Source organism: Pseudomonas sp. H1_D04, from assembly GCF_054683855.1.
This window is the reverse complement of the sequence record NZ_CP162826.1, coordinates 1,193,409-1,209,602: the sequence shown is the minus strand read 5'-3', so window position 1 is coordinate 1,209,602 and position 16,194 is coordinate 1,193,409. Positions and strand designations below refer to the sequence as shown.

Annotated in this window: 10 protein-coding genes; 2 read left to right on the top strand and 8 right to left on the bottom strand. The window is 56.9% G+C overall.

Going from position 1 to position 16,194, the window contains the following annotated elements; translation table 11 throughout:
• Positions 1-6 precede the first annotated feature (6 nt).
• The 8 genes from AB4N82_RS05610 to AB4N82_RS05575 form a co-directional block, all read right to left on the bottom strand.
• Complete coding sequence (locus AB4N82_RS05610) at positions 7-1,017, bottom strand: ABC transporter permease subunit (protein WP_003171721.1); 1,011 nt, start codon at positions 1,015-1,017, stop codon at positions 7-9.
• Between the two features lie 76 nt (positions 1,018-1,093).
• Positions 1,094-2,692 (bottom strand): ABC transporter substrate-binding protein, encoded by a 1,599-nt coding sequence (locus AB4N82_RS05605; protein ID WP_095183824.1) that lies wholly within the window; start codon positions 2,690-2,692, stop codon positions 1,094-1,096.
• Between the two features lie 80 nt (positions 2,693-2,772).
• Positions 2,773-4,188 (bottom strand): OprD family outer membrane porin, encoded by a 1,416-nt coding sequence (locus AB4N82_RS05600; RefSeq protein WP_032886229.1) that lies wholly within the window; start codon positions 4,186-4,188, stop codon positions 2,773-2,775.
• Between the two features lie 171 nt (positions 4,189-4,359).
• Positions 4,360-5,913: an ABC transporter substrate-binding protein gene (locus AB4N82_RS05595; RefSeq protein WP_371260713.1), complete on the bottom strand. Its 1,554-nt coding sequence runs from the start codon at positions 5,911-5,913 to the stop codon at positions 4,360-4,362.
• A 355-nt stretch (positions 5,914-6,268) separates the two neighbouring features.
• A complete protein-coding gene (locus tag AB4N82_RS05590; protein ID WP_032886231.1) occupies positions 6,269-7,897 on the bottom strand; it encodes an ABC transporter substrate-binding protein in 1,629 nt (542 codons plus the stop codon).
• Between the two features lie 258 nt (positions 7,898-8,155).
• Positions 8,156-9,757, bottom strand: a complete 1,602-nt coding sequence (locus AB4N82_RS05585) for an ABC transporter substrate-binding protein (protein ID WP_122764734.1) — start codon at positions 9,755-9,757, stop codon at positions 8,156-8,158.
• A gap of 111 nt (positions 9,758-9,868) precedes the next feature.
• Entirely contained in the window at positions 9,869-12,373 is a 2,505-nt protein-coding gene (locus tag AB4N82_RS05580) for a hypothetical protein (RefSeq protein WP_460104588.1), read from the bottom strand.
• Positions 12,374-13,253: 880 nt separating this feature from the next.
• Positions 13,254-13,958, bottom strand: a complete 705-nt coding sequence (locus AB4N82_RS05575; RefSeq protein ID WP_095183826.1) for an SIMPL domain-containing protein — start codon at positions 13,956-13,958, stop codon at positions 13,254-13,256.
• Between the two features lie 396 nt (positions 13,959-14,354).
• Between AB4N82_RS05575 and AB4N82_RS05570 the strand changes: the two genes are divergently transcribed.
• Both AB4N82_RS05570 and AB4N82_RS05565 read left to right on the top strand, forming a co-directional pair.
• Positions 14,355-15,617, top strand: a complete 1,263-nt coding sequence (locus AB4N82_RS05570; RefSeq protein WP_032886234.1) for an ATP-binding protein — start codon at positions 14,355-14,357, stop codon at positions 15,615-15,617.
• Positions 15,610-16,170 (top strand): response regulator transcription factor, encoded by a 561-nt coding sequence (locus tag AB4N82_RS05565; RefSeq protein ID WP_003171731.1) that lies wholly within the window; start codon positions 15,610-15,612, stop codon positions 16,168-16,170. The genes AB4N82_RS05570 and AB4N82_RS05565 overlap by 8 nt, the downstream gene beginning before the upstream one ends.
• Positions 16,171-16,194 lie beyond the last annotated feature (24 nt).

The following is a 16,194-nucleotide window of genomic DNA, read 5'->3' as shown; positions in this document are numbered from 1 at the left end:
ATGATCTCAGCGCTGGTGACGGATGCGTGGGTTGGCGAAGCCGTAGAGGATATCCACCACGAAGTTCACCAGGATCACCAGACAGGCGATCAGCAGGATGCCGTTTTGAACCACCGGGTAGTCCCGCGCGCCGATGGCTTCGATCAGCCATTTGCCGATGCCGGGCCACGAGAAGATGGTTTCGGTCAGTACCGCACCGGCCAGCAGGGTGCCGACTTGCAGGCCGACCACGGTCAGTACCGGGATCAGCGCGTTACGAAGGCCGTGGACAAATACCACGCGTGCCGGCGACAGGCCTTTGGCCTTGGCGGTACGGATGTAGTCTTCACGCAGCACTTCGAGCATGGATGAACGGGTCATCCGTGCGATCACTGCCAACGGAATGGTGCCGAGCACGATGGCCGGCAGGATCAGGTGGTGCAGCGCGTCCCAGAACGCGTCCGGCTCGTCAGCCAGCAGGGTGTCGATCAGCATGAAGCCGGTACGCGGCTCGATGTCGTAGAGCAGGTCGATACGCCCGGAAACCGGGGTCCAGCCCAGGCTCACCGAGAAGAACATGATCAGGATCAAGCCCCACCAGAAGATCGGCATCGAATAGCCCGCGAGGGAGATGCCCATCACCCCGTGGTCGAACAGGGATCCTCGCTTGAGTGCCGCGATCACCCCGGCCAACAGGCCCAGGATACCGGCGAACAACAGGGCGGCCATGGACAGTTCCAGGGTCGCCGGGAAAAGGGCGGTGAATTCGGTCCACACGCTGGTACGGGTACGCAGCGATTCGCCAAGGTCGCCTTGGGCGAGTTTGCCGACATAGTCCAAATATTGCGCATACAGCGGCTTGTTAAGGCCAAGGCGCTCCATTGCCTGTGCGTGCATCTCGGGGTCGACTCGTCGTTCGCCCATCATGACTTCGACGGGGTCGCCGGGGATCATGCGAATCAACGCAAACGTCAGCAACGTGATGCCGAAAAACGTGGGGATCAATAACCCCAGTCGGCGGGCAATAAAACTAAACATCTTGGTGTGTACCTCAATCAGCCGGTTAGGCAGGTTCGGCACCGTCCTGGTGGACGGCGCCGAGCGTTTCTCTTATTTACTTCACCTGGGTGGTGGCGAAGTTATTTGTACCTAGAGGGCTTTGGGTAAAGCCTTCTACGTTTTTACGCATGGCGGTGAACAGTTTCGGGTAAGCCATGGGAAGCCATGGTTGGTCCTTTTCGAAAACGTCCTGTGCTTGTTCATAGAGCGCAGCCCGAGCCGCGGGTTCATCAATTGCGCGGGCTTTGTCGATCAGGGCTTGAAACTCTTTGTTACACCAGCGGGCGTAGTTTTCGCCGTTTTTAGCGGCATCGCAACTCAGGTTGGGCGTGAGGAAGTTGTCCGGGTCGCCGTTATCGCCTACCCAGCCAGCCGAGACCATGTCGTGCTCGCCGTTTTTAGCGCGCTTGAGCATCTCGCCCCATTCCATGACTTTGATATTCACTTTCAAGCCAACCTGCGCCAGATCCGCCTGCATGCGCTGGGCGCCGAGCATCGGGTTGGGGTTGGTTGGGCCGCCGCCGTTACGGGTAAACAGGGTGAACTCGGTGCCTTCCGGTACACCGGCTTCCTTGAGCAGGGCGCGGGCTTTGTCGAGGTCACGGGGCGGGTTTTTCAGGTTCGTATTGAAACCCAGCAAAGTCGGTGGATACGGGCCGGTGCCCACGACCGCATTGCCTTTGCCGAACAGGGCTTCGGTATAGCCTGCTTTGTCGAACGCGATATTGATCGCGTGGCGAACCCGTGCATCGCTCATGTACTTGTGAGTGGTGTTCATTGCGGTGTAACTGGTGGTCATCGCCGCCAGTTCATCGACCTTGAGGTTCGGGTCTTTCCTGATGCTTGGAATGTCATCGGGCTTGGGGAACAGCGCGATCTGACATTCGTTCGCCTTGAGCTTCTGCAGGCGTACGTTGTTGTCGGTAGTGACCGCGAGGATCAGCGGATCTGCTGCCGGCTTGCCACGGAAATACTCCGGGTTGGCCTTGAAGCGTACCTGGGCGTCCTTGGCGTAGCGCGTGAAGATGAACGGACCAGTACCGATCGGCTTGGCGTTCAGGTCGTCGGTCTTACCGGACTTGAGCAGTTGGTCGGCGTATTCGGCGGAGTGGATCGAAGAGAACGCCATACCCAGGTCGGCCAAAAACGGTGCTTCAGGACGAGTCAGGGTAAAGACGACGGTGTGATCGTCAGTCTTCTCTACGCTCTTGAGCAGTTCCTTGAAGCCCATGCTTTCAAAGTAGGGATAGCCCACGACGGACTTGTTGTGCCAAGGGTGATTCGGGTCCAGCTGGCGCTGGAAGCTCCACAGCACGTCATCAGCATTCAGGTTGCGCGTGGGTTTGAAGTAGTCGGTAGTGTGGAACTTGATGTCGTCACGCAGGTGGAACGTGTAGGTCAGGCCATCGGCGCTGATCTCTGGCAGGTCTTTGGCCAGTGCAGGCACCACTTCGGTGGTGCCTGGCTTGAAGTCGACCAGGCGGTTGAACATGGTTTCAGCGGCGGCATCGGCGGTGACGGCGGTGGTGTAAAGGACCGGGTCAAAACCTTCCGGGCTGGCTTCGGTGCAGACCACCAGGGGTTTGGCCGATACGCCGATAGCGACGCTTAACAGCGCTGCGGCAACGGCAGCTTGTAGCGGGAGCATTTTCATTCAGAGCCCTCTGCAATCGATGGGACCAGACAAGCGTAGACGGCGGGCTCGTCCTGAGCCCGCCGTCTACCTGGCGCTAATTAAAGAATGTTGAACGGGATGGTGGTAACCAGACGGAATTCGTTCAGGTTGCCGTCAGACTGTTGTTCACTAGCACGGTGCGCTACGTAGGTGGCGCGAATGGTGGTGGCTTTGAGCGGGCCACTTTGCAGGGCGTAAGACGCGCCAACACCGTATTCATAGTGGTGTTCGCCATCCTGAGCCTGGACACCGTCGTAGCCTTTGTTCTCTACACCGCGGTTGCCGGTGTAGTGCGTACCGTCGATGCCCCAGCCGCGAGCGGTGTAGATGTTGAACTTCAGGCCAGGCACGCCGTATTCGGCCATGTTGATACCGTAGGCAACCTGGAAGGACTTCTCGTTCGGGCCGTTGAAGTCCGACGTCAGGGAGTTGGCCAGGTAGATACCGTTGGTTTCGTGCAGGTAGTCGAAGTACTCGTTACCGTTCACTTGCTGGTACGAGAACGTCAGGCTGTGGGCCTGGTGGGTCAGTCCCAGGGACAGGGAGTAGGTATCGTTGTCGATATCCCCCATCAGCTTTTTGCCTTCATCGACGGTTTTGTAGTAGTTGAAGCCGGTGGTCAGGCCCAGTACCGAGCTGTCACCCAGCTCGTGGGTAGCGCCGAAGTAGTACTGGTTCCAGAAGTCCTTCACGTTGGCTGCGAAGAAGCTGGTTTTCAGGCTCTTGAGCGGCTGGTAGTTAGCGCCCAGGGTGTAAACCTTGTCAGTCTCGACGCCCGCTGCGCCCTTGCTGTTGTACTCACTGCGGAACTTCGACAGGCTCTGTTCGGTACGTGGCGAAACGCGATCGAACACGCCGCCCTGGAACGACAGGTTGCTGAATTCTTCGCTGTTGAAGCTCACACCTTCAAAGCTCGACGGCAGGGCACGGTTGCCGATGGTGTCGACGATGCCGCTGCTGAAGTTCTGGCGACCGGCGGTCAGCGTGGTGTTGGATACGCGGAACTTGACGTTGGCCAGGCCCAGTTTGCTCCACTGGTCCACCGCGTCACCGCGGTCGTGGGCCAGGGTGCGGTTGGAGCCGCCGCCGATGTCTTTTTGATCACGGATCAGAGCGATCACGTTGTAGGCCGCAACTTCGGTGCTGACCCCAACGGTGCCTTGGGTAAACCCAGAGGTGTAATTGAGGATGGTGCCTTGGTCCCAGTTGTAACGACGGGAAATGCTGGTCTTGGTCAGGTCGCCTTTATCCTTGAAATAGGTGATGCGGGTGTTGCGGTTGAATTTTTCGTTCGAGTACCAGTTACGCGTGGTGCCGCCCAGGCTTTGACCGTCAATAAAGCCTTTGGCCTCGCTTTGGGCGCTGGTGCCGGCCAACGTGGTAGGAACGAAGTCCTGGCTTTGGGTTTCAGCGTAGGCGGTTGCCGTGATGGTGCTGATGGCCAGGGCCAGAAGCGCTTTGCTGCTCAGTTTCATGGGTGAAGCTCCTTTGGTTCTCTTTTTTTATGCCGGTCTTTTTAGGTGAACCGACTATTGGTGTGTAACTCGTTCAGGCACTTGCAAACGTTTGCCGTAGGAAAAATCCCAATAAAAGGCTGCACGTTTGCCGGAGAGCTGACTTCGCTCTCCTGCAATCCGGTTATTTTCTTATGGGGTAATACTGACGCCCGAGAACACGTTGCGGCCGAAGGGGCTCACTTTGAACCCTTCGACTTTGGTGCTTAACGGCTGGTTGACCGTCGAGTGGGCGACAGGCGTGATCGGCACTTGCTGCTTGAGCAATTGCTGAGCCTGCTTGTAGAGAACAGTCCTTTGTTCGCGGTCGGTGACGACCTTGGCTTGCTTGATCAGCTTGTCGTACGCCGGGTCACACCACATGGAGTAGTTGTTCCCGCCGATAGCGTCGCAGCTGTAGAGGGTGCCCAGCCAGTTGTCCGGGTCACCGTTGTCGCCGGTCCAGCCGATCAGGCTGATATCGTGCTCACCGTTCTTGGTGCGCTTGATGTACTCGCCCCATTCGTAGCTGACGATCTTCACTTTCAGGCCGATCTTGGCCCAATCGCTTTGCAGCATTTCGGCCATCAGCTTGGCGTTGGGGTTGTACGGCCGTTGCACCGGCATCGCCCACAGGGTGATCTCGGTACCTTCCTTCACACCGGCAGCCTTGAGCAGTTCCTTGGCTTTTTCCGGGTTGTAGGCGGCGTCTTTGATGGTGTCGTCGTAAGACCATTGCGTCGGCGGCATGGCGTTGACCGCCAGTTGCCCCGCGCCTTGGTACACGGCATTCAGGATGCTCTGCTTATTCACCGCCATGTCCAGCGCCTGGCGCACTTCGAGCTGGTCGAATGGCTTGTGGCGCACGTTGTAGGCGATGTAGCCGAGGTTGAAGCCCGGTTTGGTCAGCAGTTGAAGCTTCGGGTCGGCCTTGAGCGCATCGACGTCAGCCGGACGCGGATGCAGGGTCACCTGGCATTCCCCGGCCTTGAGCTTCTGCACCCGCACCGAGGCGTCGGTGTTGATGGCGAAAATCAGTTGATCGAGCTGAACTCGACTCGGGTCCCAGTACTGTTTGTTGCCCGTGTAACGGATCTGCGAGTCTTTCTGATAGCGCTGGAACACGAACGGGCCAGTGCCGATCGGTTTTTGGTTGATGTCGCTGGGCTTGCCGCTCTTGAGCAACTGCTCGGCGTATTCGGCTGAGAGAATCGAAGCGAAGCTCATGGCGATGTTTTGTATAAACGCGGCGTCCACCGTGTTCAGGGTCATCACCACGGTGTTTGCGTCGGTTTTTTCGACCTTGGCAATGTTCTTGTTCAGGCTCATCCCGTTGAAGTACGGAAACTCGGTGGGGTAGGCCTTACGGAACGGGTGGTCGGGGTCCAGCATGCGGTTGAAGGTGAACAGCACGTCGTCGGCGTTGAAGTCGCGCGTCGGCTTGAACTCCTTGTTGCTGTGGAATTTCACCCCTTCACGCAGATGGAAGGTGTAGGTCAGACCGTCTTCGGAAATATCCCACTTGGTCGCCAGCCCAGGCTGTACGTTGGTTGCACCTTTTTCAAACTCAACCAGCCGGTTGTACAGCGGCTCGGCCGCGTCGTTGTCGGTGGCGGTGGTGTATTGCGCGGTGTCAAAACCTGCCGGGCTGCCTTCCGAGCAGAACACCAGGCTCTTCTTGTCGGCGGCGTGGCCCATGGTGGCCATGGCCAGCAGGCTGGTGCCAAAAATGGCGGATAGAACGGTGGTATGGCGCATGACGATCCCGATCCTTGTTTGTAGTTGTCATCAGCGAGCAATCACCCAGGCGCAAAGCCAGGGAGACATCACTGATCCCACACACAGCAAGTGCCTTTCCCAAGTCGGAGCCTCTGCTGTCCTACGACGTTATGGGTCGCGGACTTCACAGTAAATGCGCCAAATTGGATTGACCCTGTAGGCAACGGAGTCCCGTTTCGCAGTTCGTTGCTGTAGGAAGCATCGGCTGCGAACGTGGTCAATTTCCTAAGGGCCAGGCGGATGTAATAACGGCGACGTTACGAAACGTCGCCGTCAATGATCCTTACTTGCCGCTGACGCTCACGCCGTAGAAGGAGTTCAAGCCAAACGGGCTGATCTTGAAGTCCTGCACGGTGTTGCGCATGGGTTGATACACCGTCGAGTGCGCGATAGGTGTCATCGGGACTGCATCTTTGAGGATATGTTGCGCCTGCTTATACAGCTCGGTGCGTTTGGCGACATCCGATGTGGCCTTGGCTTCTTTCACGACGCCGTCGAATTTCTTGTCGCACCACTTGGAGAAGTTGTTGCCGGACAGGGAATCGCAGCCAAACAGCACGTTCAGCCAGTTGTCCGGGTCACCATTGTCGCCGCTCCAGCCAATGATCATGGCCTGGTTCTCGCCGCCTTTGGAACGCTTGATGTACTCGCCCCACTCGTAGCTGGTGATCTTGACCTTCAGGCCGATCTTGGACCAGTCGTTCTGCAGCATTTCAGCCATCAGTTTGGCGTTCGGGTTGTACGGACGCTGAACCGGCATGGCCCACAGCACGATTTCGGTACCTTCCTTGACGCCCGCTTCCTTGAGCAGCGCCTTGGCTTTCTCGGGGTTGTAGGCGGCGTCCTTGATGGTGGTGTCGTAGGACCATTGGGTCGGCGGCATGGCGTTGACGGCCAGTTGGCCGGCGCCCTGGTAAACGGAGTCGATGATCTGCTGCTTGTTGACCGACATGTCCAGCGCCTGGCGCACGCGCAGGTCAGCCAGTGGGTTGGGCTGGTCGCTGCCCTTGACCTTGTCCATGACGTTGTAGGCGACATAACCCAGGTTGAAACCGGCCTGGTTCGGCAGTTTCAGGTCCTTGTCTTCGCCCAGCGCCTTGAGGTCGGCCGGACGCGGGAAGAGGGTGATCTGGCATTCGTTTTTCTTGAGCTTCTGGATACGCACCGACGGGTCGGTGGTGATAGCGAAGATCAGGTTGTCGATCTTCACGTCTTCAGGTTTCCAGTAGTCCTTGTTGCCGGTGTAACGAATGTTCGAGTCTTTCTGGTAGCTCTTGAACACGAACGGGCCAGTGCCGATTGGCTTCTGGTTGATGTCCTGAGGCGTACCGTTCTTCAGCAACTGGGCGGCATATTCGGCCGACTGGATCGACGCGAAGCTCATCGCCAGGTTTTGGATAAAAGCGGCGTCCACGGTGCCAAGGGTGAACTTGACGGTGTGGGCGTCGACTTTCTCGATGTTCTTGATGTTGGTGTCCATACCCATGTCCGTGAAGTACGGGAACTCAGTGGGGTAGGCCTTACGGAATGGATCGTCTTTGTTGATCATTCGGTTGAAGGTGAACAGTACGTCGTCAGCCGAGAATTCACGAGTGGGCTTGAAGTACGGGGTGGTGTGGAACTTGACGCCTTCGCGCAGGTGGAAGGTGTACGTCAGGCCATCCGGGGATACGTCCCAGCTGGTGGCGAGGCCAGGAACAACAGCGGTGCCGCCACGTTCGAACTGGCTCAGACGGTTGAACATGGTTTCGGCCGAAGCATCGAAGTCTGTTCCGGTGGTGTACTGGCCTGGATCGAAACCGGCCGGGCTCCCTTCGGAGCAGAACACCAGGTTAGTCGCCGCTTGGGCGAAAGGGGCTGCGGCCATAAGGCCAGCGCTAACAATTAACGGAATGACTGCGTGTTTAAGCATGTTGGCCTCATGATTTGTTGTCATTTTTGGTGGTGAGGGCGACCTCGTGAGTCGGCCTGCGGATACTTATGCAGGCGCCATACCCATTGCAAGATGCTGAACCGTTGCAGGCGGGAAAGAGTGGTACGAACGTACAGGAATGTCGCAATTATGAAAGTTTTGACATATTTGTATCTGTTTTGAGGGTTTTTTCGGTGCGCAGGGCGCACCAAAAAAGCCCAACCAAGGCGTCTAGCGCACTTGGTTGGGGCGTCGCTGTTACTTATCTAGACTCACGCCGTAGAAGGGCGTCAGGCCAAACGGGCTGATCTTGAAGTCTTTGACTTCTTTGCGCAGGGGTTGGAAAACCGTCGAGTTTGCAATAGGCGTTATAGGTAATTGTTCTTTAAGAATTTTTTGCGCCTGTTGATACCACTTGATGCGCTGCTCACGGTCACTGCTGACCTTTGCTTGCTGCACCAGCTTGTCATAGGCCGGGTTACACCATTTGGCGTAGTTGCTGCCCTTCACCGCGGCACAACTGTAGAGCACGCCGAGCCAGTTATCCGGGTCGCCGTTGTCACCGGTCCAGCCGTAAATCATCGCGTCGTGCTCGCCATTTTTGGCGCGCTTGATGTACTCGCCCCATTCATAACTGACGATATTGGCCTTGATGCCCACTTTTTCCCAATCCTGCTGGATCATCTGCGCCGACATGCGCGCATTCGGGTTGGACGCGCGTTGTACGGTCATCGCCCACAGGTTGATGGTGGTACCGGGTGCAACCCCTGCTTCTTTAAGTAGCGCCTTGGCTTTGGTGGGATCGTAAGGGGCGTCCTTGATGGTGGGGTCATAAGACCACTGCGCCGGTGGCAGTGCGTTCTGCGCCAATTGCCCGGCGCTCTGGTACACGGCCTTGATGATCGCCGGCTTGTCGATCGCCATGTCCAGGGCTTGGCGCACCTTGAGCTGGTCCAGTGGCGGGTGGGTCACGTTGTACGCCAGGAAGCCCAGGTTGAACCCGGCTTGCTGCAGCACGCGCAAATTCGGGTCTTGTTTCATCACTTCGATATCGGCGGGGCGCGGGTAACCGCTGACCTGGCATTCGCCGGCCTTGAGTTTTTGCAGGCGCGACGCGGCATCCGGGGTGATGGCGAACACCAGGTTATCGAGCTTTACGTCCTCGGGTTTCCAATACTGTTTATTGGCCACGTAGCGAATCTGCGAGTCCTTTTGGTAGCGCTTGAACACAAATGGTCCGGTGCCCACCGGCTTCTGATTGATGTCCGAGGCTGCGCCTTGCTTGAGCAATTGCGCGGCGTACTCGGCGGACTGCACCGAGGCAAAGCTCATGGCCAGGTTTTGCACGAAGGACGCATCGACGTTGTTCAGGTTGAAACGCACGGTATGTTCGTCGAGGTTTTCGACGCTTTTGATCGTGGTGTTCAGGCCCATGTCAGTGAAGTACGGCGATTCGGAAGGGTAGGCCTTGCGAAACGGACTGTCGGCATCGAGCAGACGGTTGAAGGTGAACAGCACGTCTTCGGCATTGAAGTCACGGGTGGGCGTGAAGAAATCGGTGGTGTGGAACTTGACGCCATCGCGCAGGTGGAAGGTATACGTCAGGCCATCGCTGGACACATCCCAGCTTGTTGCCAGACCGGGTTCGACTTCGGTGCCACCGCGCTTGAATTGGGTCAGACGGTTGAACACGGTTTCGGCGGAAGCATCAAAATCAGTGCCGCTGGTGTACTGGCTGGGATCGAATCCAGCGGGGCTCGCTTCGGAGCAATAGACCAGGGTGCTGGCGGCCTGGGCCATTGGCATGAACGCCAGCAGGCCGGCGGCGAGGAGGAGCGGTTTTAAGGCGATTCTTTCCATGGAGACCCCTGAAGTGGCAGGCATGTAACCGTAGCCAAATGAAAACGGCGGTGACCGAGGTTACCGCCGTTCAGGGGCGTCATGTAAGGGGGCGTTGTAGCCAGGCTTCGGCTATGGGGCGACCACTACTTCGATGTGAGTGGGGGCGTCTTTGTCGATCGTGAATAAACTATCCAGATCATTGCCTTCCCGGATCGTGAACGTTCTCTTGATGATCACCTCCACACCCGGAACACGGTTGATATCTTTTTCCGGGTTGGAGAGGTGCCCTTTGGAGGTGATCCGGACCGTTGTCACGCTATCGGACCCGCCATTAGACACATCGTGATTGATGTGGAACTGGGTGTCGTCAGCGCCAAAGTAGTAGCCATCCTGCAGTACCGAACTGCCGTTCAATTCAATGGTGGCCGGGGCTATTGAGCCTTGATGGGCTACTTCGGAAATGCGTGCACGTAGGTCCGCATCAACAATTGCGCTCTCAAACTGCCTGAGCCTCGCTTGCCTGATGCTTTCGGCCGAACCCGCCGTGGCGTCCAGTTGCAGGGTCTCGGTTAGCCCATTTTCGGTCGAGGTGACGCTGTAGGGATTGCGGTTTATATCCAAAACAAAGTTGGGTGAGTATTCGCTGGAGCTGTGTTCCGTGAGCTGTGCCTTTTCACCCGATTCAACGGAAAATCCAGTCTCGTCGATGTTCCAAAACACCTTGAAATTCGCTCTGGGGCGGCTTCCGCTGACCTCGAAATTGGTAGTGGCGAAGTCGTAGTTGGTTCCCGCTTTGATTTTCAAGAATTCATCGACTCTTGCGGAACCTTCCATCTGTTTGCCGTCGGTATTGAGGAAATGATTGGCAAAGGACGGTGTGGGCTTTATTTCCTCGATTTGTGGGGGTGAGATGCTGCGCCCCCAGGGCAACCTGATACCGCCGTTTCCTTTGGCCGACACCCATTCGCCATTGCCCGAAGAGTGGACTGTCGTCACTGGCAGTCTGGTTTCGCGGTCAATGATCTGCACATAGTTGTTGCTCAGTTTGAAATCCTCCCGGATCTCGTACACCTTGCTGGTGCCGGTTGCGTCGGCGTAGCGGATGAGCCAGCGGTCGGCGCCTGTGCTCGCATCCTTGATCTGATAAATACCCTTGGCGTTGGGTGCAGTGTTTTTGATCAGTTGCTCGCCGTCCGGCACCGCGTGCTGGCTGATGTTCCCCGCTTGGCTGGGGCGCAGCCGGTTGCCAGGCAGTCCTTTAGTTGGAACGCTGATGTCATCGGTATTTTTTGGGGGCTTGGGAGCGTTCACGAACTCAAAGTCGTGTGTCTGCGAGTTTCGCTTCCAGGTGTAATTTTCGGCACTCGGGAGGCCAGTACCCTTGAGGGTGTCACTCAGTCCGGACTCTACAGCGCCTGGAGCAAGTTCATGGGCTAATTGCAGGCTTGATATGACCGCTGCTGCATTGCCTCCCACACGATCTTCTGCCGTCATACCGTAGAGGCCATCATGGACGCCGAATACGATGTTGCCCGTGTTACCAATGACAGGGACGTACCCGAATGTATTACCCCAGAAGTCTTTCGCAGACTTCCAGTCCTGCTGCGAGGAACCAAAGACTTCAGTCTGGTCGGACCATAACGCATTCTTGGCATTCACCGCTTGATAGTGAGAGGCCACGCCATTGTTCAAGGTGCCAAACTTCAACCGATAATCACCGCCTCGGGCTCGGGTGTAGTTAAATAGTTGCGCCGCCGGTATCTCCTCATCTGAAAGAAAGTTGTGATAGCCAGGGAAGTGGGCATTGGCTCCTGAAATTAACGTATCAAGCACGTAGGCCGCACTTGGCCAGTGCGAATCCTTGCCTCCTTGTATGTCTCGGGTATTAAAACTTCTTAGTAAGTTGGCGTGGTTGTCTTTAGCCCAGCTTGCAAAATCTGCATCACCATGTAACTCATGGGCAGAACCATTCTTGATGTCAATCATTAACCCTTGGTTGGGCCGGTGTTCATAATTTCCATCATAAGGGGTGTACGCAATAAAGGCATATCCTGACATTGGATAGCCGTATACGTTTGGAATGATGACTTGCGAGTTGTTGTCCAGGGTGCGCGCGACCGCTTGTTGCCCTTGAGGGCTTAACTTGTTAAAGCTCCCTATATCACTGCGCAGGCTTTGCAATGTTCCTTTTACAACATACGCGTCCGCTTCTCCCGAGATGGCCGCCAGTGGGCCCGAAGGATCGCGCATGGGTTTGGATACTTCATTTTCCCAATGATTTTGAAGGGTTTTACCAACCGACTCCAGTTGGTCGATCTTCCTTTTATCCTTCGCCGCTATATCCATTTCGTTGAAGTTGACCGGGCCGCCCCGTTGCACTTTATCGTGCGCTAAAGCACCTGCTGCAATTTCCCATGCAAAGTAGGTGCGCTCCGACCTGCTGCTCAGGTTTTCCGGCTTTCCCATTCCCGTGTAGGAAGAGAACGTCACTGTGAATTTTTCATGAGGGTCGTACCCCGCGGCCAATAAACCACCGCTGAAGTAGCCGGCGGGCTCCATGAACAGTCGGGCATTCTGGAAGTTAACGCTTCTTTCACCCTGATGGATGCTGGGTATTTTTTCAGTCAGCATCATGACGCGAAAAGCGTAATCATTGATGCGCTGCTTGCGTTCTTGCAGGGTGTAGCCAGCCGAAGGCGCAGATAAAGTGTCTGACCCATAAATCACTCTTGTTTGGACAGCTGCTTCAGGATTGCTGGGCGTGGCCGGACTCGTCGTATGGCGCGAGGTGCCCCTTCCGCTCTCAGTTATATTCTGTGAAGAGGGGGGAGCGCTGATTGAATGAGCATGATGGCGATGTGCAGGTGGAAGTGGGGACGCTGAATGTATGTTCATTAAAGGCTCATTTTACTCGTGGATGTCATAGTGTTAATCGTCCGTCGCCAAGCAATAGCTTCGGTGTGACTATTGTTTTCAACTGCCGGTATTTTGATGCTGGTTAGATCATGTTTCGCGTCGTTTCCATTGGGTTAACTCTCGCAATCCCATCATCCTTATGAGCGCTCGAATAATGTTTTATATGTCGATCTATCAGGCAAAAGTGTTTGTTCCGACTTTTTGGTGGTGTCTGGTTGCCCTGTGCCTGAATAGAATTGTGTTGTAATTGAAATTTACGGTTTTCGTGTTTTGCGCCGAAGCATAAAAGTTGTGTGAATGGTTCCTGTTGGTGTGTTCGATTAGTTAAGCAGTGAGTTAGAAGTGGTTGGCTTAACTAAGTGGCAGTCCACAAGGCAACGGTTCAATTTTTATGTTGGCGTTTTATGTGCAATTTATTTTTAAGTATAGGTCTGCTTCGTTCGGGGGCAGCTGTATCGGCATCGCCCTCTTTGATAGCGGTGACCCTATTAAAGTGTGGTTTGTTTGGCGGGCGCCGCTGGGCGTTATTGCATTGATGGAATGACAGGCAAAAAAAAGCGCAGCCATCAGGCTGCGCCGTTTTTATGAATTGAAACGGTTACTGCAAGACTTCGATCACCCCATCGGCGCTCATGTTGACCTGGCTGGTACCGGCCTCGACTTCCGGCGTCGGTGCAGAATCCATCTCGGCAGCTTTCATCATCATCGCGCCGCGTGCGTAGGGTTGTGGATAACCATTGGTGTTGAAGTTCAGGTTGACGATTTTGTAACCTTTGCCGCCCAGGGCGTCGGTGGCCAGTTGCGCGCGCGCTTTGAAGGCAGCCACCGCGTCCTTGAGCAGGGCGTCTTCGCTGGCCTTGCGGGTGCTGTCGGCGATGGCGAAATCCATGCTGTCCATTTTCAGGGTGCTCAGCAGCTCGCCTGTGAGTTTGGACAGTGCCGGGAAGTCCGCGCTTTCCAGACGCAGTTCGGCACGTTCACGCCAGCCGGTAATTTTCTGGGTCTTGTTGTCGTAGATCGGGTAGCTGTTGCGGCTGCCCTGGCGCAGAGTCACAGCCTTGACTTCACGAGCCTGGCCCAGCGCTGTGTTCATGGCGGTGGTGATAGTGGCGGCGAGTTTGGCCGGGTCACTGTTCTGGGACTCGGTGTAGAGCGTAACGATCATCTTGTCGCGGGCCACTTCCTGGCTGACTTCGGCACGCAGAGAGATCTGGTTGTAATGCAGCTCATCGGCGGCCAGCGCCGGAAGGCTGGCCAGCGCGCTGAGGGTGAGAACGGCTGCACTGCGATTGAAACGAGACATGGAAGCTCCTTGGGATATTCGTGTTCGGTATGACTGTAGACGGCGACGTGGGGTTCTTCGGGTTTACACAATACAAACAAATTGTAGAAGGGCCGTTTGCCAGGCTCAGCGACTGCGCCTTGCCGGGTGGAAGCGGTGGGCCTGTAGCTGAGGTTCTATTTCAGAACTTCCGCAACCAGCCCTCGGTCCTGCTGTGATCAAGTACAGTCATGGGCACCGCCTGAGTGACGCGTGGGAAATGCGCCTTGGGTGGTCCGTCGTTCACAGCGGTTCCTGAATGAATGCCGCAGAATATGTGTGCGAATGTGCTGTGGCGGTTTGCCGCACGCACCCTGCCATCGTCGTGTCTTGGTTATACTCGATGCGATCTACCCGCTGCGCTCACCGGGAGAGCTCATGCTCGCCGCCGTAAAACTGACTTCCGCCACCCGCCAGAATCTCTGGCGCCTGACGTTCATTCGTACCCTGGTACTGGCCGCACAGGCCGGTTCGGTCGGGCTTGCCTATTGGTTCGACCTGCTGCCGCTGCCTTGGCTACAACTGGGCGTGACCCTTGGTTTCTCTATCGTGCTGTGCGTGTTCACTGCCATCCGCTTGCGCACTACATGGCCGGTGACCGAACTTGAATACGCGCTGCAACTGGCCTGCGATCTGTTTATCCACAGTGTGTTGCTGTATTTCTCCGGTGGCTCCACCAACCCGTTCGTGTCTTATTACCTGGTGCCGTTGACCATCGCCGCCGTGACGTTGCCGTGGCGCTACTCGGTGGTGCTGTCGGGTATCGCCCTGACCCTCTACACCTTGCTGCTGGCACAGTTCTACCCGCTGCAAACGTTCCCAATTGCCCGGGAAAACCTGCAGATCTATGGGATGTGGCTGAGTTTTGCCCTGTCTGCCGCCGTCATTACCTTCTTCGCCGCGCGCATGGCCGAAGAACTGCGCCGCCAGGAAGAACTGCGCGCCATTCGCCGTGAAGAAGGCCTGCGCGACCAGCAATTGCTGGCCGTTGCCACCCAGGCCGCCGGAGCCGCCCACGAGTTGGGTACGCCGCTGGCCACCATGAGCGTGCTGCTTAACGAAATGGTTCAGGACCACCCCGATCCTGCGCTGCAAGAAGACCTCGGCGTATTGCGCGAGCAGGTCAAGCAGTGCAAGCAGACTTTGCAGCAATTGGTGCGCGCCGCCGAAGCCAATCGCCGCCTGGCGGTGGAGATGCAGGACGTGACACAGTGGCTCGACGAAGCGCTCAACCGCTGGCACCTGATGCGTCCCGAAGCCAGTTATCGTTTCAGTCTGCTGGGGCAGGGCACAGTACCGCGCATGGCGCCGCCGCCGGACCTGACTCAGGCGCTGCTCAATCTGCTGAACAATGCTGCCGACGCCTGCCCGGAAGGCCTTGGCGTACAGTTGGATTGGGACGCAGAAAACGTGACCATCAGCATTCGTGACCACGGCGCCGGCGTGCCGCTGGCTATTGCCGAGCAGATCGGCAAACCTTTCTTTACCACCAAGGGCAAAGGCTTCGGCTTGGGCCTGTTTTTGAGCAAGGCCAGCGTGACCCGCGCGGGTGGCTCAGTGAAGCTCTATAGTCATGAGGAAGGCGGCACGCTCACCGAGCTGCGCCTGCCCCGTGTTGCACGAGGAGATATCGATGAGTGACGAGATCCAAGTCGAAGGCGAAGAACTGCCGCACCTGCTGCTGGTAGATGACGACGCTACCTTTACCCGCGTGATGGCGCGCGCCATGAGCCGTCGCGGCTTTCGTGTGAGCACCGCAGGTTCGGCTGAAGAAGGCCTGACCATCGCACAGGCCGATTTGCCGGACTACGCCGCGCTCGACCTGAAGATGGACGGCGACTCCGGTCTGGTGCTGCTGCCCAAGCTGCTGGAACTCGACCCGGAAATGCGCGTGGTGATTCTCACCGGTTACTCCAGCATCGCCACCGCCGTCGAGGCCATCAAGCGCGGCGCCTGCAATTACCTGTGCAAACCGGCAGACGCCGACGATGTGCTGGCCGCCTTACTCTCCGAGCATGCCGACCTCGACACCCTGGTACCGGAAAACCCGATGTCGGTGGACCGCCTGCAGTGGGAGCACATTCAGCGTGTCCTGACCGAGCACGAAGGCAACATCTCCGCTACTGCCCGCGCCCTGGGCATGCACCGCCGCACCCTGCAACGCAAGCTGCAGAAACGTCCGGTACGACGCTGAACCTAGGCTGAACAACCCGCTTCA